Source organism: Streptomyces cinereospinus (assembly GCF_042430725.1).
Taxonomy (GTDB): domain Bacteria; phylum Actinomycetota; class Actinomycetes; order Streptomycetales; family Streptomycetaceae; genus Streptomyces; species Streptomyces cinereospinus.
The window spans coordinates 1-19179 of sequence record NZ_JBHMCY010000106.1 but is presented as its reverse complement, the minus strand read 5'-3'; the positions used below and the strand labels follow the sequence as shown (position 1 = coordinate 19179).

Annotated in this window: 15 protein-coding genes and 3 pseudogenes; 10 read left to right on the top strand and 8 right to left on the bottom strand. The window is 76.2% G+C overall.

What is annotated here, in order from left to right; genetic code table 11:
* Window positions 1-80: 80 nt before the first annotated feature.
* A pseudogene (locus tag ACFF45_RS33230) lies at window positions 81-397 on the top strand (carbohydrate ABC transporter permease); the annotation flags it as partial.
* Window positions 398-409: 12 nt separating this feature from the next.
* A complete protein-coding gene (locus ACFF45_RS33225) occupies window positions 410-3283 on the top strand; it encodes a glycoside hydrolase family 2 TIM barrel-domain containing protein (RefSeq protein ID WP_381350664.1) in 2874 nt (957 codons plus the stop codon).
* A 15-nt stretch (window positions 3284-3298) separates the two neighbouring features.
* Here the strand turns inward: ACFF45_RS33225 and ACFF45_RS33220 are convergent, their stop codons facing one another.
* Both ACFF45_RS33220 and ACFF45_RS33215 read right to left on the bottom strand, forming a co-directional pair.
* Window positions 3299-3811, bottom strand: coding sequence for a hypothetical protein (locus ACFF45_RS33220; RefSeq protein ID WP_381350663.1), 513 nt, complete (start codon window positions 3809-3811; stop codon window positions 3299-3301).
* On the bottom strand, window positions 3808-5499 hold the full coding sequence (locus tag ACFF45_RS33215) for a PHP domain-containing protein (protein ID WP_381350661.1): 1692 nt from the start codon (window positions 5497-5499) through the stop codon (window positions 3808-3810). Before ACFF45_RS33215 ends, ACFF45_RS33220 begins: the two co-directional genes overlap by 4 nt.
* A 178-nt stretch (window positions 5500-5677) precedes the next feature.
* Between ACFF45_RS33215 and ACFF45_RS33210 the strand changes: the two are divergent.
* Window positions 5678-6145 (top strand): annotated as a pseudogene (locus ACFF45_RS33210) (hypothetical protein); the annotation flags it as partial.
* 105 nt (window positions 6146-6250) lie between these two features.
* Here ACFF45_RS33210 and ACFF45_RS33205 read toward each other — a convergent pair.
* A complete protein-coding gene (locus tag ACFF45_RS33205) occupies window positions 6251-7069 on the bottom strand; it encodes an isocitrate lyase/PEP mutase family protein (protein ID WP_381350660.1) in 819 nt (272 codons plus the stop codon).
* Window positions 7070-7140: 71 nt separating this feature from the next.
* Window positions 7141-7476 carry a hypothetical protein gene (locus tag ACFF45_RS33200; RefSeq protein WP_381350659.1) on the bottom strand — a complete coding sequence of 112 codons (336 nt, stop codon included), beginning with the start codon at window positions 7474-7476 and terminating at the stop codon, window positions 7141-7143.
* A gap of 449 nt (window positions 7477-7925) precedes the next feature.
* Between ACFF45_RS33200 and mmuM the strand changes: the two genes are divergently transcribed.
* Window positions 7926-8858, top strand: coding sequence for a homocysteine S-methyltransferase (gene mmuM, locus ACFF45_RS33195; RefSeq protein ID WP_381350657.1), 933 nt, complete (start codon window positions 7926-7928; stop codon window positions 8856-8858).
* Between the two features lie 26 nt (window positions 8859-8884).
* Here the strand turns inward: mmuM and ACFF45_RS35705 are convergent.
* Window positions 8885-9285, bottom strand: a pseudogene (locus ACFF45_RS35705) (carboxylesterase family protein); the annotation flags it as partial.
* Window positions 9286-9478: 193 nt separating this feature from the next.
* Window positions 9479-10189 carry a ThuA domain-containing protein gene (locus tag ACFF45_RS33190; RefSeq protein WP_381350656.1) on the bottom strand — a complete coding sequence of 237 codons (711 nt, stop codon included), beginning with the start codon at window positions 10187-10189 and terminating at the stop codon, window positions 9479-9481.
* Window positions 10190-10299: 110 nt separating this feature from the next.
* On the opposite strand from ACFF45_RS33190, the gene ACFF45_RS33185 reads away from it, so the two are divergent.
* Together ACFF45_RS33185 and ACFF45_RS33180 are read left to right on the top strand one after the other, a co-directional pair.
* Window positions 10300-10932, top strand: coding sequence for a VOC family protein (locus ACFF45_RS33185; protein ID WP_381350655.1), 633 nt, complete (start codon window positions 10300-10302; stop codon window positions 10930-10932).
* A gap of 74 nt (window positions 10933-11006) precedes the next feature.
* Window positions 11007-11414 (top strand): VOC family protein, encoded by a 408-nt coding sequence (locus ACFF45_RS33180; RefSeq protein WP_381350654.1) that lies wholly within the window; start codon window positions 11007-11009, stop codon window positions 11412-11414.
* On the opposite strand, the gene ACFF45_RS33175 is transcribed toward ACFF45_RS33180, so the two are convergent.
* The gene (locus ACFF45_RS33175) at window positions 11397-12083 is read right to left on the bottom strand and encodes a helix-turn-helix domain-containing protein (protein WP_381350653.1); all 687 of its coding nucleotides are present in this window, start codon (window positions 12081-12083) and stop codon (window positions 11397-11399) included. The genes ACFF45_RS33180 and ACFF45_RS33175 overlap by 18 nt on opposite strands.
* A 118-nt stretch (window positions 12084-12201) precedes the next feature.
* Between ACFF45_RS33175 and ACFF45_RS33170 the strand changes: the two genes are divergently transcribed.
* The gene (locus ACFF45_RS33170; RefSeq protein ID WP_381350652.1) at window positions 12202-13017 is read left to right on the top strand and encodes an NAD(P)H-binding protein; all 816 of its coding nucleotides are present in this window, start codon (window positions 12202-12204) and stop codon (window positions 13015-13017) included.
* 92 nt (window positions 13018-13109) lie between these two features.
* Here ACFF45_RS33170 and ACFF45_RS33165 read toward each other — a convergent pair whose 3' ends face one another.
* A complete protein-coding gene (locus ACFF45_RS33165; RefSeq protein WP_381350651.1) occupies window positions 13110-14327 on the bottom strand; it encodes a YihY/virulence factor BrkB family protein in 1218 nt (405 codons plus the stop codon).
* 111 nt (window positions 14328-14438) lie between these two features.
* Here ACFF45_RS33165 and ACFF45_RS33160 point away from each other — a divergent pair, with 111 nt between their 5' ends.
* The 3 genes from ACFF45_RS33160 to ACFF45_RS33150 all read left to right on the top strand — a co-directional run bounded on the left by ACFF45_RS33160 (window position 14439) and on the right by ACFF45_RS33150 (window position 19128).
* A complete protein-coding gene (locus tag ACFF45_RS33160; protein ID WP_381350649.1) occupies window positions 14439-16073 on the top strand; it encodes an acyl-CoA dehydrogenase family protein in 1635 nt (544 codons plus the stop codon).
* Window positions 16074-16418: 345 nt separating this feature from the next.
* On the top strand, window positions 16419-17693 hold the full coding sequence (locus tag ACFF45_RS33155) for a GAF domain-containing protein (RefSeq protein ID WP_381350647.1): 1275 nt from the start codon (window positions 16419-16421) through the stop codon (window positions 17691-17693).
* 226 nt (window positions 17694-17919) lie between these two features.
* Window positions 17920-19128, top strand: a complete 1209-nt coding sequence (locus ACFF45_RS33150; protein ID WP_381350646.1) for a hypothetical protein — start codon at window positions 17920-17922, stop codon at window positions 19126-19128.
* Window positions 19129-19179 lie beyond the last annotated feature (51 nt).

Here is a 19179-nt window from a genome sequence, read left to right as displayed (position 1 = left end):
CGGGCGGCCGGCGGCGGGCGGCGGGCGGCGGGCGGGAGCGACAACGGGCGCGGCGGCGGGGCTCCGGGCGACGGCCTCGTGCGCGGTGCTGCCGGCTCGGCCACTGGAGTGCGTGCTGGCGTGTCGTGGTGCCGAACTCGCCGGACCGCTCCGCGGCGATCGCGACGATCACCTTCGTCAACGGCTGGAACGCGGGCCCGTGGCCGCCGGTCGTCGGCCAGGACCCCGGCGCCCGGACCGTCCGGGTCGCGTTCTCCTCGTACGTGACGAACCAGACCGTCCACCACGACCCGATCTGCATGGCCACCGCACCGTCCGTCCTGCCCCCGGTGCTCGTGTCCCGCTTCCTCCGGCGCCGGCTGTGCGGGGGATCGCGCGGACCGGCGTCAAGGGCTGACCTAGGAGACCGATGTCCCTCCGTACCACCACCCCCTCCGCCGGCTACGTCGAGGACGTCGCACCGGGCCGCGGGGTCCTCCCGCCGCGCGCCCGGTACGCCTCGGACGCGGCCCGGCTGTCCCTGAACGGCGACTGGCGCTTCCGGCTGTCGCCGGCCGCCGGCGCCGAGGACGACTCCTTCGCCGCGCCCGGGTACGACGCCGGGGCCTGGGCGACGGTCGCCGTCCCCGGCCACTGGGTCCTCCAGGGCCACGGGGCGCCCGTCTACACCAACCACCTCTACCCCTTCCCGGTGGATCCCCCGCGCGTCCCCACCGAGAACCCCACCGGCGACCACCTGCGCCCCTTCGACCTCCCCGACGGCTGGCCGGACACCGGCGACGCGGTCCTGCGCTTCGACGGCGTCGAGTCGTGCGCCCGCGTCTGGCTGAACGGCACGGAACTCGGCGAGTTCAAGGGCTCCCGCCTGCCGCACGAGTTCGCGGTCGGGCACCTGCTGCGGCCGGCCGGCAACGTCCTCGCCGTCCGGGTGCACCAGTGGTCGGCGGGCTCGTACCTGGAGGACCAGGACCAGTGGTGGCTGCCGGGCATCTTCCGTGACGTCACCCTGCTGCACCGCCCCGCGGACGGCGTGCGGGACTTCTTCGTGCACGCCTCCTACGACCACCGCACCGGCGAGGGCACCCTGCGCGTCGACTCCGACGTCCCCGGCCGGGTCACCGTCCCGGAGCTGTCCGTCGACGTCGCCACCGGCGAGCCGGTCACGGTCGCCGTCGAGCCGTGGACCGCGGAGACCCCGCGCCTGTACGACGGCGTCCTGGCCACCGGGGGCGAACGCGTCGCCCTGCGCGTCGGGTTCCGCACCGTCGCCCTGGAGGACGGCCTGATCAAGGTCAACGGCAGGCCGGTGCTGTTCAAGGGCGTCAACCGGCACGAGTGGCATCCCGGGCGCGGCCGCGCCCTGGACGTCGAGACCATGCGCGCGGACGTGCTGCTGATGAAGCGGCACAACGTCAACGCCGTCCGCACCTCGCACTACCCGCCGCACCCGGCCTTCCTCGACCTGTGCGACGCGTACGGCCTGTGGGTCGTCGACGAGTGCGACCTGGAGACCCACGGCTTCGTCGGGCAGTCCTGGCGGGACAACCCCTGCGACGACGACCGCTGGACCCCGGCCCTGCTCGACCGCGCCGCCCGGATGGTCGAGCGGGACAAGAACCACCCGTCGGTCGTGATCTGGTCGCTCGGCAACGAGGCCGGCACCGGGCGCGGGCTGACCGCCATGGCCGAGTGGATCCACGGCCGCGACGCCTCCCGTCCCGTGCACTACGAGGGCGACGCCGGCTGCCGCGACACCGACGTGTACGCGCGGATGTACGCCCCGCACGCCGAGGTGGAGAGGATCGGCCGCGGCCTGGACGGCGGGACGCGCCGGCGTCGCCGGCTGCCCTTCATCCTCTGCGAGTACGGTCACGCCATGGGCAACGGCCCCGGCGGCCTCGCCGACTACCAGCGGATCTTCGAGGCGTACGACCGGCTCCAGGGGGGCTTCGTCTGGGAGTGGATCGACCACGGCATCCGCCACCCCGAGCTGGGCTACGCCTACGGCGGAGACTTCGGGGAAGAGCTGCACGACGGGAACTTCGTCTGCGACGGGCTGGTCTTCCCGGACCGGACGCCGTCGCCGGGCCTGACCGAGTACAAGAAGGTGATCGAGCCGGTCCGGATCGAGGGGGACGGCACCGCCGGCACGGTCCGGGTCACCAACGCCCACGACTTCGCCGACCTGTCCGCACTGGCCTTCGAGTGGTCCCGCCAGGTGGACGGCGAGACGGCCGAGTCGGGCCCGCTGCCGGTGCCGCCGCTCGCGCCGGGCGAGTCGGCCGACGTGAAACTGCCGGCCCCGCCGGACGCCCCCGCCGGTGCCGAGACGCAGTGGACGGTGCGGGCGGTGCTGGCCGAGGACACGCCGTGGGGGGAACGGGGGCACCCGGTGGCCTGGGCCCAGCTGCCGGTCGCCCGGCGGCGGCCGCCCGCACCGGCCGCCGGCGAGCCGCCGGCCGTCGACGGGCCGCTCGTCCGCCTCGGCCCGGCCGTCTTCGACGCCCGCACGGGCGCGCTGCGCGGCGTCGGCGGCGTCGAGGTGACCTCCCCGCGGCTCGACGTCTGGCGTGCCCCCACCGACAACGACAACGGCGCCCCCTGGCAGCCCGACGCCCGCCTCGGCCCGCGCTGGCGCAAGCTCGGCCTGCACCGGATGCGGCACCGGCTGGACGCGGTGGAGGTGGGCGCGGACGCGCTGGCGGTACGGACCCGGGTGGCGCCCGCGGGGGCCGAGGTCGGCCTGCGGACGGTGTACCGCTGGACGGCGGACGGCGCCCGGCTGCGGCTGTCGGTCTCCGTCACGCCCGAGGGCGACTGGCCGCTGCCCCTGCCCCGGCTCGGCGTCCGGTTCGGGCTGGCGGCGGCCGACCGCGTGACGTGGTTCGGCGGCGGCCCGGGGGAGGCGTACCCCGACACGCGGTCCGCCTCCATGCTGGGCCGCTGGCACGCCACGGTCGACGCGTTGCAGACCCCTTACGTCCGCCCGCAGGAGAACGGCGCGCGGGCCGACGTGCGCTGGGTGGAACTGGGCGGCCTGCGCGTCGAGGGCGACCCGGAATTCTGGTTCACCGCCCGGCGCTGGACCACCGAGCAGCTGGACGCGGCCGGGCACCTGACCGACCTCGTCCCCGGCGAGACGGTGTGGGTCAACCTGGACCACGGCCAGATGGGCATCGGCTCGCAGTCGTGCGGGCCCGGCGTGCTCCCCCAGTACCACCTGCACGCCCGGCCCGCCACGTTCTCGTTCGTCTTCACGGAGCTGGGCGCCGGCCCCGCCTGAGGCGGCGGCCGGCGCTCAGTGGTCGGCGCAGCAGGGCGTCGGATCCGGTACCTCGAAGGGCGTCAGGGTGCCTCCGGCGGCCGGCATGACGGTGAGCACCAGCTCACCGTCATGCCACTGCGGCCGTACGTGGTCCCGGGTGACGACGGCGGTGTGCGGGGCGGGCGGGTCCGCCGCGCCCAGCACGGTCACGCGGTCGATCGCGGAGCGCGCCAGCAGCTCCGCGACCGGCAGGGTGCCGGTGAGTCCGGCCGCGCCCGGGTAGAGCACGGCGCGGCCCGCCCCGTCGGGGGCGCCGTCCAGCACGGCGTACCCCTTGGCCGTCAGCCGCTCCCGGACCGCGCCGGAGACGTCCGGGGAGCGCACCGCGAAGGACAGGGCGACCCGCGGCCGTTCGTCCCGGACGAGGTGCGTGCAGCCGAACGTGTCCTCGGGGAGCGCGAGTCCGGCCGCCAGCGCCTGGAGCAGGTGGTCGGCCGCGCGCACGTCCTTCAGCCCCGGGTCGACGGTGAGGACGTACCGCGTCACGAGGGCAGGACCCACACCGGGTTGGAGTAGAACCACAGGTCCAGCCACGGGTCGGCGTCGCCGACGACGTCGAGCGCCGGGCCCGCCGGGTCGACGGCCGCGCCCATCGCGCCGACCGCGCCGCGCCTGCCGTCGGTGCCGCGCAGCCGGACGTAGACGGGGCGGTCGACGGTGCCGAGGTCGTAGGTGAGGCGGACCGTGCCGGCGGACTTGTTCACCTCGTAGGACTTGACGACCTTGGCGGTCGGGGCGGTGAAGGTGTCCTTGTCCACGACCTCGCCGGTCACGTCGCCCTGGATGACGTCGACGCGCGCCAGCGTCGGGACGAACCCGGCCCAGTTGGGGCCGCCGGCCAGCGCCACGTCCGCGGTGAGCGTGACCTTCGTGCCCCTGCGCACGTGCAGGGCGCCGCCGAGGGTGGCCCAGCGGCTGCCGCCGGACACCCGGACGTCGAGGCCGCTGATGAGCTGGCCGTGGTCGACCCAGATGCGGCCCGCGCGGATGCCGTCCATGACGGCGGCGTAGGAGAAGCCGTCGGCGCCGACGTGGGTGCGGCTGTAGTAGCCGGGCCAGTAGTCGCCCTGGGTGACGTCGATCCCGCCGCCGTAGACCGGGTCGTCGTAGCGGCCGTTGGCGGCGAAGTCGCCGCCGCCGCGCGCGGCGGTGTCGGCGTACACCTGGTGCGAGTCGGAGTTGGCGGTGATCCACCACGGCTTGCCCTCGGCGAGCAGGCTGTCCCACAGGCCGCCGACGGTGGAGGTCATCCAGTCGAAGCCGCCCCAGGTGCGGTAGCTCTCCGGCGGGTAGCCGGCGAAGGAGTTGGCGCCGGGGTTGTTGTCGTAGATGCCGCGGGCCCGGCCCATGCCGAGCGGGGCGGGCAGGCCGGCGGCCTGGTGGCCGGGCGCCCCTTCGAAGCCCACGGCGATCTGGTGGTCGGCCGGGGTGGCGTCGCGCCAGGCGCGGATCTCGTGCGGGGAGTCGACACCGCGCCGCGCCGGGTGGTTGGCGAGCATCAGGGCGTCCTTGACCTTGCGGCGCCGGACCTGCTCGCCGAGGAAGGCGAGACCGGCGACGGCCAGGGCCTCGTTGGCGGGGGTCGAGTCGGAGGCGCCCTTGACGCTGCCGTCGTAGTCGGTCTCGAACTGCTTGAGGACGGAGACCTCGTTCTGGCCGGGGTGCACGAAGACCGTGCCGTGCTCGGCGGCCGGGATGTTCCACTCCAGGCCCTGGAAGACGAGGGTGTCCTCGTAGGCGGCGCGGGCCTGCTGGATGTCGGGGTTGACCTTCTCCACGCCGATCTTGGCGTGCGTGGTGCTGCCGTGGTCGGTGATGACCAGCCAGTCCATGCCGTGCTTGGCGCCCTGGCGAACCTGGTCGACGACGCGGTACTTGCCGTCGCTGCTGTACTGGGTGTGGATGTGGTGGTCGCCGGCCAGCCACAGGAAGCCCTTGCCGCGGCGGCCGGCGCCCGTGGTGGCGGCCGCGGGCGGGGTGCCCGCCAGCACGCTGCCGGCGGCCAGGCCCGCGCCCAGCAGGCCGGCCCGGCGCAGCAGCGAGCGGCGCGACCGCTGCTCGGGGGTCAGCGCCTCGTCGGGCACGGAGGTGTCGAAGGCGGCGGGCAGCGGCGCGTGCCCGTGGTCGTGGTCATGTCCGTGGTGGTGATGCCCGTGCCCGTGGCTGTGCCCCATGATGCGCCTCCTGTACACCGCCGCTGCCTGCCACGGCGGATGCGTTCCACGGCGCTGCTGCGCCGCGTGAGGAGAATCGAGGCAGCAGATTAAATTTCAACGACCCTTGGGTGATCCCCGGGCGGCATGGGAACGGCTGCTCGGCCTCACGCGCATCGTTTCCCCCAACTCACCGCTCATGCACGGATGTTCACCGCCGAATCCGGAGCGGCGTCCAGGCACCGCTCGCCCCCTCCACCGGAGCGCCCCCCGTCACGAGATGACGCAGCGGCGCCCTCGCGGCCGGCGCCCTGGCCCTGGCCGGACTCGTCTCCGCCGGCGCCGCGCCCGCCGCGCCCGCCCCGCCGGCACCTCCGCCGCCGTCACCCACGAGGACGGCACGGTCCTCGCGCCCGGCGGCCCGGGCGGCACCGCCGCGTCCCTCACCCTCGCAGCCGGGGGCCGGGAAGGAGGCGCCGGCCGCCTTCCCGGCGCCTGCCGGGCGTACGCGCCGGCGCATCCGGGCCGGTACGCCGCCACGCAGACTCGCCTCGCGCAGGACCGCGTCGCCGACGCCCCCGCCCTGCGGCGCACCGCCGGGATCACCTACGGCGTGCCGCGCGCCCACGGCCTGGCCGACCCCGGCCTCACCGACGCAGTCCGCCCACCGCGCGGCAGTTTCCCCGGCTTCCGCGCGCTGGAGGCCGCCGGCGCCTTCGGCGCCCCCGGGACGTCGGGGCGTCCTGGCACCGGGCCGTCGACGCCCTGCACGTCACCCTGTGCCGCCGGCCCGCGCCGGTGCCCCCCGAGGGGTGTCGCTGAGCGCCTGCACGTCGGCGTACGACGGCGCGGGGCCGCCGGGTGTCCGGCCGGCCCGGACGTCCGTGACGGCCTCCAGTGCCGCGCCGAGCGCCTGCCGGTAGAGCAGCGAGCCGAGGCTGACGCGGCGCACGCCGAGGTCGGTGAGGTGCGCGAGGGCGGGGCCGGCGGGTGCGTAGAGGATGTTGAGCGGGACGTCGAGGTGGCGCACCAGGGCGGCGATCCCGGCCGGGTCGGTGAGCCCGGGCACGAACACGCCGTCGGCGCCCGCCTGCTGGTAGGCGTCGAGACGGGCGAGGGTCCGCTCGTGCGGGCGCCCGCCGTCAGCGGGCCCGCCGCGGCCGGCGCCGAGCCAGTAGGTGTCCGTGCGGGCGTTGACGAACAGGCCGGGGACGGCCGACTTGACCGCGGCGATCTTCGCGGCGTGCCGGGCGGCCGGTCCGAGGCCGTCCTCCAGGTTGATCCCGACGGCGCCGGCGGCCGCGAGCCGGCGTGCGAACTCCGCCACCTCGTCCGGGTCGTCGCTGAACCCGCCCTCCGCGTCGACGGAGAGCAGGAACGGCCCGCCGCCGAGGACGCGGGCCAGCCGCAGCGTCTCGTCCCGGGTCCGCGCCGCCCCGTCGGGCAGCCCCACCGCCGCGGCGACCGCGAGGCTGGTCGTGCCGATCGCCGGGAACCCGCGCGCCGCGAGCGCCCGGGCGGAGGCGTGGTCCCAGGCGTTGGGCAGCAGCAGGGGTTCGGCCGAGTGGTGGAGTGCGGCGAAGGGGGTCATGCCGACACCGTACGGGCGGATCGCTTCGGCGGCGGCCGAACCGTGGACGCCCGCGCGGCGCCCGCCCCGGCTCACCTCGCCGTCACCGTCCAGGAGGAGGCCGGGGAGGTCCCGGCCGGCGGCGCCGTGAAGCGGAAGCGGGCGGTGCGCCCGGAGGACCGCCGCACGTGCAGCTCGCAGGGGTCGCGCACCCGCACCGGGACCGGGCGCGCGAGCGGCTCCGGGTCCGGCTGCGCGGTCAGCCGGGCCAGAAGGACATCGGCGACGACGAACAGCGCGGGGCTGTCGGCGACGGTACCGGTGAGGGTGTCGTCGAGTCCGGCGACGGGCAGGAGTCCGGCGCGCGCGCCGTCCCCCGCGGCCCAGCCGCTGATCCGGACGGCGGTGCCCGGCGCCGCACCCGCCACCAGGTGGGCGCACCTCCACCGCGCCCTCGGCGGTCACCGGGCTCGTGACGCGGACGCCGCCGTTCGACGCCGTGCCGGGAGGCCGCCCAGCCCTCCCCACGCCCAGCGGCACGCTCTCCGTCCGGCTCGCGTCCGTGCCGACGATGACGCTGTTGTCGCAGGACGCCGCGGGCCGCGTCACGGTCGAGCGGGCGAGGCGCGTGCCGTACGGGTCGTAGCGCACGTCCTCGCTGCCGTGGTCGTGCAGGCGGACCACGCCGTCCCCGCGCGTGGACTGCAGCAGCCAGTTGGCCGCGTCCCGGTCCCGGCCGGGACGCCCCGGGTGCCGCATCCCACCCGCACCGTGCCCGGCGGCACCAGGTGAGAGGGCAACGGGCCGGACGGGGCGAAGTGCGGCTGCGGTCGCCGGACGCGGCCCCGCGCGGCCGGGCAGGGGTTAGCGTCGTGCCATGACCCGCGACACCCCCGGAGCCCCGGCCGGCCTCGCCGGAGCCCTGGCCGCCGGGACGGTCGTGCTGGACGGAGGCCTGTCCAACCAGCTGGAGTCGGCCGGGCACGACCTCGGCGACGCGCTGTGGTCGGCGCGGCTGCTCGCCGAGCGGCCCGAGGCCCTCACCGAGGCGCACCTCGCCTACTACCTGGCCGGCGCGAGTGTCGCGATCACGGCCGGCTACCAGGCCACCTTCGAGGGGTTCGCGCGGCGCGGCATCGGCCGCGAGCGGGCGGCCGGGCTGCTGCGGCTGAGCGTCGGGGCGGCGCGCGAGGCGGCCGCGCGGGCGGCGGCGCTGGGGGTGGCACGGCCGCTGTGGGTGGCGGCCTCGGCGGGGCCCTACGGGGCGATGCTCGCGGACGGCTCGGAGTACCGCGGCCGTTACGGGCTGACGGTGGACGAACTGGCACGCTTCCACCGCCCCCGGCTGGAGGTCCTCGCCGCGGCCCGGCCCGACGCGCTGGCACTGGAGACCGTCCCGGACGCCGACGAGGGCGCGGCCCTGCTCCGGGCGGTGCGCGGACTCGGCGTGCCGGCCTGGCTGTCGTACACCGTGGCCGGCGGCCGCACCCGCGCCGGCCAGCCCCTGGAGGAGGCGTTCGCCCCGGCCGCCGACGTGGACGAGGTGATCGCGGTGGGCGTGAACTGCTGCGCGCCCGAGGACGCCGCCGCGGCCGTCGCGACGGCGGCCCGGGTGACCGGCAAACCGGTGGTGGTCTACCCCAACAGCGGTGAGACCTGGGACGCCGGGGCGCGCGCCTGGCGCGGCCCGGCCACCTTCACGCCGGAGCGGGCCAAGGTCTGGCGCGACCGCGGCGCCCGGCTGATCGGCGGCTGCTGCCGGGTCGGACCGGAGACGATCAGGTCCGTGGCCCGGACGCTGACGGGGTGACCCGCCGCACCGGACGGACCGCCTCCGCGCACAGCGACCGCAACCCCCGGCGCGTGGGCGGCCATCGGGCGCCGGGCCGCCATCCGGCGCACCAGCCGCCGTACCTTCCCGCCCGGACACCTGCGGCGGCCCGCTCCGCTGGACCGCGCGCCGGAACAGGCCCGCGCCTGCGGTGCGGCGACCAGGGCGCCGATCGCCCCGGCCGGCTGTCCCGCCGGGGTCACCCGGCCGGGGTCGCCGCCGAAGGCCTCGACGGCGTGGTGCACCCACCGCGGGGCGGCGAGCCGGTCGCGCGGGCCGGAGCGGCGGGCGCGTCCGGGAACGGTCCGCAACCCTCCCCGCCGCGCCGGTGGCTGACCGAGAGGAACACCACGCCGTCACGCGCGAAGGCGCGCCCGTCGTACCCGGGCGGGCAGGACGCCCCCCTGATCACCACGACGTCCGTCGGCGCGACGGCGCGACGGCGCGGCGATTGCTCCGCCGACGGACGCGGAGCCACGGTGGCAGGCGCGGCCACTTCGAGGTGCTGCCGCACGACCCCGGCGTGGACGCCGCCGAGGCCGCCGCGCCCGGCGCCCGCGCGATGCCCCTGGACGACCTGCCGGCCGGCAGTGACGTCGTCACTCCGCACACCCCCGGCCTGCCCGAGACCCGGCACCTGCGGGACCGGGAGCGCCTCGCCCTGATCGCCGGCCCGCCGCCCAGCCGATCCCGCCCCGCAGATGGGCGCGGAAGCCGGGGTCGGCGTAGGCCTCGGAGGCGTGGCCGAGGGCCGTGTAGAAGACGCGCCCGGCGCCCTGGGCGCGGCACCAGGCCAGGGGGTGGTCACCGCCCATCCCGCCGCCCTCGTACGAGGTCTCGTCGGCGGAGGCGAGGACCCGCACCGCGCCGCGCGGGCTGGTGCGGAAGTCGTACCACTCGTCGGTGACGTGCCAGACGGCGGGCAGGTGCCGCGTCGCGGGGTGGTCACGGTCCTCCACGAGCACCTTGCCCGGCTGGTACGCGGGGTGGCCGGCGAAGCGGGCGCCGAGCAGTTCGCCGTAGTACGGCCAGTCCTCCTCGGTGCAGGCCGCCGCGTGGACGCCGGCGAAGCCGCCGCCCGACTCGACGTACGCGGTGAGCCGCCGCCGCCCGGACGGGGTGAGCACCTCGCCGCTGGTGGACAGGAAGAGCACGGCGGCGTAGCCGTCCAGCGGGGCGTGGAAGGCCGCCGGGTCCTCGGTGTGCTCGACGTCGAACGGCCCGAGCGCGGCCACGGCGGCCACGGCGTCCGGGATCGAGTCGTGGCGGTAGGCGGTGGTGCGGGTGTAGACGAGCAGTCGCGCTGCCATGGGCCGGCTCCCTTCACCGGGTGACCGGGTGCCCGGCCCGGAGCACCCGGCCACCCTCCTGCCGCACAGGTGTTCCATACGAGGGAGCGGGTTGCGTAGCCTCGGCGGCGATGGACACGATTCCCGCACACCTCGACCACCTCGTCCTCGCGACCCCGGATCTGGCGGCGACGGTCGCCGAGTTCACCCGGCGCACCGGTGTGCAGCCGGTGGCCGGGGGCTCCCACGTCGGTCTCGGCACCCGCAACTGCCTGGTCGGTCTGGGCGGAACCGGATACCTGGAGATCATCGGCCCGGACCCCGAGCAGTCCGCGCCCGGCGGCCCCCGCCCCTTCGGCGTCGACGGGCTGCCCACCGCGCGCACGCTCACCTGGGCGATCAGCCCGCCCGACCTGGACGCGGCGGTGGCCTCGGCGCGGGCGCGGGGCTACGACCCCGGTCCGCCGCGGGCGATGAGCCGCCGCACCCCCGACGGCACGCTGCTGCGCTGGCGGCTGACCGACGGCGCGGCCGCCCACCCGTCCGGCCTGGTCCCCTTCCTCATCGACTGGGGCCCCTCACGCCACCCCACCGCGGCCGGCCTGCCCGTCACCCCGCTGCGGTCCCTCACGGCCACCGCCCCCGACCCCGCCGAGATCCGCCCCCTGCTGGCGGCCCTGGACACCGCACTGCCGCTGCGCGAGGGGCCGGTGGGGCTGTCGTTCACGGTGGACACGCCGGGCGGGCCGGTCCGCTTCGACTGAGCGCACCGGCTACGGGGCGGGGGCCGTCCGTTTTCTTCAAGACCCCGCCGCCCGCCGCCGCCTACGGTGGCCCCATGACTCCACGATTCGACGCCATCGGCCTGGTCGTCTCCGACATGGCCGCGTCCGTCGCCTTCTACCGGCGCCTGGGCTTCGCGTTCCCGGCCGGGGCGGAAGGACAGCCGCACGCGGAGGCGGCGCTGCCGGGCGGGTCCCGGCTGCTGCTGGACACCGAGGAGAACGTGCGGTCGTTCCACCCGGGGTGGCGGCCGCCCGCCGGGGGCGGCCGGGCCTCGCTCGCGCTGCTGTGCGACGGCCCGGACGAGGTCGACGCGGCCTACGCGGAGATGGTGGCCGCCGGGCACCGGGGCGAACTCAGACCGTGGGACGCCTTCTGGGGGCAGCGGTACGCCGTCCTGAACGACCCGGACGGCAACGGCGTCGACCTGTTCGCCCCGCTGCCGTCAGCCGCCCCCCAGTAGCTGCCCCAAGGTGGCCCCCGCCAGGTCCCGGACCTCCCGCGCCAGGTGCGGCTGGTCCGCGTACCCGGCCGTCACGGCGGTCTCCGCGAGCGGCATGCCGTCCCGCGCCAGCCGCAGGGCCCGCTGCAGCCGCAGCACGCGCGCCAGCGTCTTCGGTCCGTAGCCGAACGCGGTCAGCGCACGGCGGTGCAACAGGCGGGCGCCGACACCGAGTTCGTCGGCCGTCGCGGCGACCGGGCGGCCCGCGTCCAGCGCCGTGACGATCCGCCGCAGCAGCGGGTCGGGCGGGCCGGCGTCGGCCGCCAGGGCCAGCGCGACCTCCTCCAGGCCGCTCGCCGGGTCGGCGGCGGCGTCGACGCGCGCGGCGGTCCGGCGGGCCCGCGCGGCCGGCCACAGGTCGGCGAGATCGGCACGCCGGTCGCGGACCTCTGACGCGGGCAGGCCCAGGAAGGCGGGCGCGGTGCCGGGAAAGAAGCGGACGCCCGCCCGGGCGCCGGCGCCGTCCGTGCGGTACGCGCGCGTGTCCGGGCCCGCGACCAGCAGCCGCCCCTCGTGCCAGAGCAGGTCCATGCAGCCGTCGGGCAGCACCCGGCCCGCGCGCGGGCCGGCGGACGGGGTGTTCGTCCACACCACCGCGCCGGTCAGCCGCGACGCCCGCTCCTGGTACACGCCCGCCAGGCTACGCCGCCGGACCGGCGCGGCCGCGCGCGCCGGGGCACGCGCCGTCCGGCGACGGGCCCCGCAGGCGGTACGGCAGTTCACTGGAGGCATGACACGGAGGACGGACATGACAGTGGTGGTGACCGGGGCGTCCGGCCGCACGGGCAGGCGGGTGGCGCGGGCCGCGGCGGCGGCCGGGCTCACGGTGCGGGCCGCCGGGCGCGCCCAGGGCTTCGACTGGACGGACCGGTCGACCTGGGCGCGCACCCTGCGCGGCGCCGACGCGGCCTACCTGGTCCACCCCGGCGACGTCGGCTCCCCGCAGGCCACCCGGGCGGTCGGGCTGCTCGCCCACGAGGCGGTCCCGCTCGGCGTGCGGCGGCTGGTGCTGCTGTCGGCGCGCGGCGAGGTGCAGGCGCGGCCGACCGAGGAGGCGCTGCGCGAGTCGGGCGCGGACTGGACCGTCGTACGGTCGGCGTGGTTCATGCAGAACCTCAGCGAGGGGCCGCTCGCGCGGGAGCTGCGGCTGGGCGGGGAGCTGGTCTTCCCCGGCGGTGCGGTGCGCGAGCCGTTCGTCGATCTGCGGGACGTGGCCGAGGTGGTGGTGGCCGCGCTGACCGCGGGCGACCGGTACGCGGGACAGGGCATCGACGTGTCGGGGCCGCGGCTGCTGACCTTCGGGGCGGCGGTGGCGGAGATCGCGCGGGCGACGGGGCGCGAACTGGCGTACCGGCCGGTGCCGGCGGCGGAGTACGGCGCTCGGCTGGTGCGGTCCGGGGAGCCGCCCGAGGCGGCCGAGCTGCTCGTGGAGGTGTTCGAGACGCTCCTCGACGGCCGCAACGCCCACCTCTCGGACGGCGTGCAGCGGGTGCTGGGCCGTCCGCCGCGGGACTTCGCGGAGTTCGCGGCCGAGGCCGCGGCCGCGGGGGCCTGGACACCCTGAGCGGACGGCCCCGAGCGGACGGCCCGCCTCAGCCTCACCCCCCGCCTCACGGCCTCACCTCCGGCCGCCTCACCCCCTCACCTCCGGCCGTCTCACCGCTCCCCGGAGGGCTGCCCCCCGTTCTCGCCGCTCGCCCTCTGCACACCCTGCCCGTTCTGCCTGTTCTGCCCGTTCTGTGCCTCCTGCGCGGCCTGCGAGGTCTGTGAGCTCTTCACCTGGGTGCGCAGCCGGGCCGTGACGTCCTCCGGGGGCAGGAAACGGGACCAGCGCTCGGGGAACTCGGACGGCATGTCCGGGTCGTCGGGGTCGGTCTCGCGGGCCGCGGCGGCGCGGGCGACGTACTCGGCGACCTGCGCCTCGCGCAGCCGTTCGTTGGCGGCGCGGGCCGCGGCCGTCGCGGCGGCCGGCCAGACCCGGTCGATGGCGGCGTTGACGGCGGCGCCGACCAGCACGGCGAAGGCGGACACCCCGATCCACAGCAGCACGGCCACGGCCGCGGCCAGCGAGCCGTAGATCGTCGCACCCTCGATGGTGTTCGTCAGGTAGATCCGCAGCAGGAAGCTGCCGAGCACCCACATGCCGAGGGCGACCAGCGCGCCGGGGACGTCCTCGACCCACGGGGAGCGCACCGGGACCGACACGTGGTACAGCGTCGTCAGGAACACGATGGACAGCACGATCACCACGGGCCAGTACAGGACCTGCACCACCGTCGCGGACCACGGCACGACCCGCACCACCGCGTCCGGGCCCGCCACCATCAGCGGCAGCGCCACCGATCCGATCAGCAGGGCCGCGATGAACAGCAGGAACGCCACCAGCCGGGTCTTGACGATGCCGCGCACGCCGTCGAGGCCGTACATCACGGTGATCGTGTCGATGAAGACGTTCACCGCCCGGGAGCCGGACCACAGCGCGAACAGGAAACCGATGGAGATGACGTCCGGCCGCCCGCCGGTCATCACGTCGTCCAGGATCGGCCGCGCGATCTGGTGCACGCCCCGGTCGGACAGGACCGTGCGGGAGGCCTCCAGGAGGTTGCTCTCCAGGCTGGAGATGGTGTCCGTGCCGGTCCAGTCGTCGACGTAGCCGAGCAGGCCGATCATGCTCAGCAGCAGCGGCGGCACCGACAGCAGCGTGAAGAAGGCGGCCTCGGCGGCGAGCCCGAGGATCCGGTACTCGATGCAGGAGTTGACGGTGTCCTTGAGCAGCAGCCAGGCGGTCCAGCGCTTGGAGACGTTCCGGTAGAGGGCACGAGCGCGGTGGAGGCGGCCGGAGGGCCGCTCGGGGGTGTCACTTGCTGGCTGCACGACCCAAAGGTATCCGTCGCACCGGGCGCGGTTCACCCTGGTCGGACGCTGGGCCACGGGCCCGGCCGCCACGGGGTGACCACCTCCGTACCTCGGGGTAGGTTCCGAGACATGGCAGGCAGCACCCACACCGTGACCAACCAGGCCCCGCCGCTCGTCGGACACGACGTCTTCGGCGCCGACCGCGCCCTCGTCGCCGCCGTCGAGCGGCATGTCGCCCCCGACCTGACCGACGAGGTCCTGGACGAGCTCTCGGGGCTCGGCCGCACCTGCGGGTCGGCGCAGGTGCAGGAGTGGGGGGTGCTGGCCAACGAGAACCCGCCCAGACTGCGCACCCACGACCGCTACGGCCGGCGCGTCGACGAGGTCGAGTTCCACCCGGCCTGGCACCGGCTGCTCGGCAAGGGCGTCGCCGCGGGCCTGACCGCCGCCTGGGCGCGGCCCGCGGGGCACGTGCGGCGGGCGGCCGGGTTCCTGATGTGGACCCAGGTGGAGGCCGGCAACGGCTGCCCGCTGTCCATGACCCACGCCGCCGTGCCCGCCCTGCGCGCGGACCCCGGCCTCGCCGCGGAGTGGGAGCCGCGGCTGACCTCCATGATCTACGACCGCGACCTGCGGCCCGCCGGGCAGAAGGCGGGGGCGCTGTTCGGGATGGGCATGACGGAGAAGCAGGGCGGCAGCGACGTCCGCGCCAACACCACCGCCGCCCGGCCGCTCGCCCAGGACGGGACGTACGAGCTGACCGGGCACAAGTGGTTCTGCTCAGCGCCGATGTCCGACGGCTTCCTGGTGCTGGCCCAGGCTCCCGGCGGGCTGACCTGCTTCCTGGTGCCCCGGGTGCTGGCCGACGGATCCAGGAACGTGTTTTTGTTGCAGCGGCTGAAGGACAAGCTCGGCAACCGGTCCAACGCGTCCGCCGAGGTCGAGTTCGACGGGACCTGGGCGCGCCGGGTGGGCGAGGAGGGGCGCGGGGTGCGGACCATCATCGAGATGGTCGCCGCGACCCGGCTCGACTGCGTGCTCGGCTCGGCGGGACTGATGCGGCAGGCCGTCGCGCAGGCGATCCACCACTGCTCCCACCGGCAGGTGTTCGGCGGCAGGCTGGTCGACAAGCCGCTGATGCGCAACGTCCTGGCCGATCTCGCCCTGGAGTCGGAGGCGGCGACCACGCTCGGGCTGCGCCTGGCCGCCGCCTACGACGACGGGGGCGAGCAGGAGCGGGCGTTCCTGCGGCTGGCGGTGCCGGCCGCCAAGTACTGGGTGACCAAGCGCTGCACGCCGGTGACGGTGGAGGCGGCCGAGTGCCTGGGCGGCAACGGGTACGTGGAGGAGTCGGGGCTGCCCCGGCTGGTGCGCGAGTCGCCGCTGAACTCGATCTGGGAGGGCGCGGGCAACGTCCAGGCGCTGGACGTGCTGCGCGCGCTGCGGCGCGAGCCGGAGGCCCTGAACGCCTACCTCCAGGAGGTCGGCCGGGCCCGCGGCGCCGACCACCGGCTGGACGCCGCGATCAAGGACCTGCTGACCGAACTGGCCGATCTGGAGGGCGCCGAGGCGCGCGCCCGGCGCCTGGTGGAGCGGCTCGCGCTGGTCCTGCAAGGGGCGCTGCTGGTCCGGTACGCGCCCCCGGAGGTGGCCGACGCGTTCTGCGCCGCGCGGCTGGGCGGCGACGCGGGGGCGGCGTTCGGGACCCTTCCGCACACGCTGGACCTGGCCTCGGTGGTGGAGCGGGCGCGGCCGGTCTGCTGACCGGGACCGGTCCACGGCTCCCGTACGTCCCTCCCGGCGCAACCGCGCGTCGGCAGGGGTGGTGCTGCGCCGACACGGCACCACCCCTGCCTCCGCAGGCCCGTTCAGGTCCTGCGCGCCGCACGGGCGACGTTGCTCAAGTCTCGAAGACCGAGGCGCCGTTCACCAGGGTTGCAGGGGGTTGCAACTTTCCGGTGTCTGTGACCGGAGTGGGCCCCTCCGTCAGCGGCGGACGGCAGTATGGACGGCACCATCGGAACGCGACCGGAAAACGACGCCCCCAGGCCTTGACAGCCGGTCGCACGTCAGTGTGAACCCGGGAGGACCTCAGTGCCGCGGTCGCCGATGAATGTGACGGAGCTGGCCGCCGTCGACGCGCCACGGGCCGCACGGGTGCTCAGCGCGGTACGCGACGACGCCCTCTCCGGCCGCCGGCCCCGCCCCGCCCCACGCCCGGTCATCGAGGAGTCGTGGGGGCGCATGCTGCGCAGCGGGGTGGACCCGGACCACGACTTCCGGTCCGGTCTGCTGTCGCCGGAGGAGATCCAGCGGCGGCGCGAAGACTCGCCGCTGCGCCATGTGCTGCCGGTGCTCAGGGAAGGCCTGGTCTCGGTCGCGGACACCGCCCGGCACATCATGGTGATCGCCGACGCGGACGGCCGGGTGCTGTGGCGCGAGGGCAGCTCCGCGGTGCTGCGCAAGGCGGACGGGCTGGGCTTCCTGCCGGGCGCCGACTGGCGGGAGGACGTCGTCGGCACCAACGGCGTCGGCACCCCGGCGGTGGTGCGGCGGCCCGTGCAGGTGTTCGCCGCCGAGCACTTCGTCCGCTCGCACGCCTCGTGGACCTGCGCCGGCGCCCCCGTCACCGATCCGCGCGACGGCCGGCTGATCGGTGTGGTGGACGTGAGCGGACCGCTGGAGACGATGCATCCGGCCACTCTCGCCTGGGTCGACTCGGTGGCCAAGCTCGCCGAGGCCCGGCTGCGCGACCTGCATCTGACCGCGCTGGAACGGTTGCGCGCGGTGGCCGCCCCGGTCCTGGCCCGGCTGGGCGGCCGGGCGCTGGCGGTGGACCGGGAGGGCTGGACGGCGGCGGTGACGGGGATGCCGTACACCAGCCGGATCGCGCTGCCCAAGGCGCTGTCGCCGGGCCGCCGCCCGCTGCCCGGGCTGGGTCCGTGCCTGGTGGAACCGCTGGCCGAGGGCTGGCTGGTGCGGCCCGCCGACGAGCCGCTGCCGTCCGGTGCCACCCGGATCGTGCTGGACCTGGGGAACCCGCGGCGCTGGACGGTGACGGTGTCGGGCGGCGCGGGCTCCTGGACGCACGAGCTGAGCCCGCGCCACAGCGAACTGCTCTTCCTGCTGGCCGAGCACCGGGCCGGCCGCACCGCGGCACAGCTCGCGGCGGACGTGTTCGGCGACCCGCGCCGCACGGTGACCGTGCGCGCCGAGATGTCGCGGGTGCGGCGGTACCTCGGAGGCCTCCTGGAGCATCGGCCGTATCGTTTCTGCGATGCCGCCGAGATCGAGGTGGTCGTCCCTGACGAGCCGTCCGGCCTGCTGCCCTTCTCCGAGGCACCGGCGGTGCTGCGGGCGCGGGCGGCCTCGCCACCGCCCTGACCCGGGACGGCGGCGGAGGTGACGGACCGTACGGCGGCAGGCGGGTACGCGGCGGCCGCGCGTCCGCGGGTGACGGCCGCGGGTCCGTGGGCTTGTTCCGCATATTTATCCGGTCCGCGTCCGCTGTCCGCCGTACCTGACGTAGCATCGCCTACCGGGCCGGCCCACCTGCTCCCAGATCAACGCCATGGTCGTCACACGGAGTTGGCCCGCTCTGGAGGACCGGATGAAACATCGCGGCAGACACCGCCGGCGCAGGCGGGGCCAGGCGCTGCGCGCGTTCCTGGCCGGCACCGCTCTCGCGCTCACCGGCGCGGCCACCCTGATCAGCACCTCCCAGGCCACGGTCGGCACCGACCCGGGCGGCCTGGAGCCGGTCACCGCCGCCGCCTCGCTGGCGGATCTGCGGCTGACCGAGGAGCGGATACCGCGCCCCGCGCCCACCGTGCCGGACCGCCCCGTGGGCGTCGCCGCCGTCCTCGCCGACGCGGACCGCAGCCTGCGCGCCGCGGCCGACTGCACCGGCGCCGAGCGTTCCGCGCTGCCGACAGCGCCCGCGGCCACCCGGGCGCACTGCTGGGACGAGCCCGGCACCGACGACTGGCGCACCGGCGCGGTCACCACCTCGGGGGACGCCGACGACGACGGCCGCTGGGGCGCGCACCGCGTGATCCTGTCCGGCTGGAGCGACCGGCAGGGCCACTCCCGGGTCGCCTTCGTCGACGCCGACGACCCGGACCGGCTCTCCTACGCCTGGGTGGCGCTCACGGTCCCGGCCGCCGCCGGCGGCGACCCGGCCGGCCGGCCACTCCGGTCGGACCTGTCCGGAATGGTGTGGTACCAGGACAAACTGCTCGTCACCGCCGACGAGGGACGGGCCCTGTACGTCTACGACCTCGACCGCATCCGGCGCACCGGCGCCGGCACCCGCGCGAGCGCCCCGCCGGCCCGCGGCGACCGGTACGCGCTACCGGCCGTCAGCTCCTACCGCCTGACCGGCGCCCGCATCGGCGCGCTCTCCCTGGACCGCAGCACCACCCCCGACAGCCTCGTCGCCAGCGAGTCGGTCCCGGTGGGCGGCGACCGGCCCACCCGGCTGTGGCGCTACGCTCTGCACGACGGCCCCTCCGGCGCCGGACTGCTCGGCACGGGCCCGCGGGAGGCGTACGAGACGAAGGCGGCCGACGTGCGCGGCGTGCTGGCCCACCGCTCCCGGTGGTACCTGGCCCGCGCGGTGGGCGAGCACGGCACGCTGTGGCGGCAGGACGGCGACGGCGCGCGGGCGGCGCGGTGCGGCACGGACGACACGTACCTGTGCTGGAGCGGCCCCGCCCAGTCCCTCTCCCACTGGGCGCAGAGCGGGGAGGTCTGGTCGCAGTCGGGGCGGATGCTGTTCGCGCTGCCGCTGGACGCGATCGACAGAGCGCTGGGCTAGTGCCAAGGCCGTGAAGTTTGCGGCTGGTGCGTGTTGTCAAGGGCCTGCGCT

What these genes read in the sequence shown, in the direction of transcription:
- ACFF45_RS33225 (WP_381350664.1), top strand. Translation starts at nt 410, where the DNA reads ATGTCCCTCCGTACCACCACCCCCTCCGCCGGCTACGTCGAGGACGTC.
- ACFF45_RS33215 (WP_381350661.1), bottom strand. Translation starts at nt 5,499, where the DNA reads ATGGGGCACAGCCACGGGCACGGGCATCACCACCACGGACATGACCAC.
- ACFF45_RS33205 (WP_381350660.1), bottom strand. Translation starts at nt 7,069, where the DNA reads ATGACCCCCTTCGCCGCACTCCACCACTCGGCCGAACCCCTGCTGCTG.
- mmuM (WP_381350657.1), top strand. Translation starts at nt 7,926, where the DNA reads ATGACCCGCGACACCCCCGGAGCCCCGGCCGGCCTCGCCGGAGCCCTG.
- ACFF45_RS33190 (WP_381350656.1), bottom strand. Translation starts at nt 10,189, where the DNA reads ATGGCAGCGCGACTGCTCGTCTACACCCGCACCACCGCCTACCGCCAC.
- ACFF45_RS33185 (WP_381350655.1), top strand. Translation starts at nt 10,300, where the DNA reads ATGGACACGATTCCCGCACACCTCGACCACCTCGTCCTCGCGACCCCG.
- ACFF45_RS33180 (WP_381350654.1), top strand. Translation starts at nt 11,007, where the DNA reads ATGACTCCACGATTCGACGCCATCGGCCTGGTCGTCTCCGACATGGCC.
- ACFF45_RS33170 (WP_381350652.1), top strand. Translation starts at nt 12,202, where the DNA reads ATGACAGTGGTGGTGACCGGGGCGTCCGGCCGCACGGGCAGGCGGGTG.
- ACFF45_RS33160 (WP_381350649.1), top strand. Translation starts at nt 14,439, where the DNA reads ATGGCAGGCAGCACCCACACCGTGACCAACCAGGCCCCGCCGCTCGTC.
- ACFF45_RS33155 (WP_381350647.1), top strand. Translation starts at nt 16,419, where the DNA reads ATGAATGTGACGGAGCTGGCCGCCGTCGACGCGCCACGGGCCGCACGG.
- ACFF45_RS33150 (WP_381350646.1), top strand. Translation starts at nt 17,920, where the DNA reads ATGAAACATCGCGGCAGACACCGCCGGCGCAGGCGGGGCCAGGCGCTG.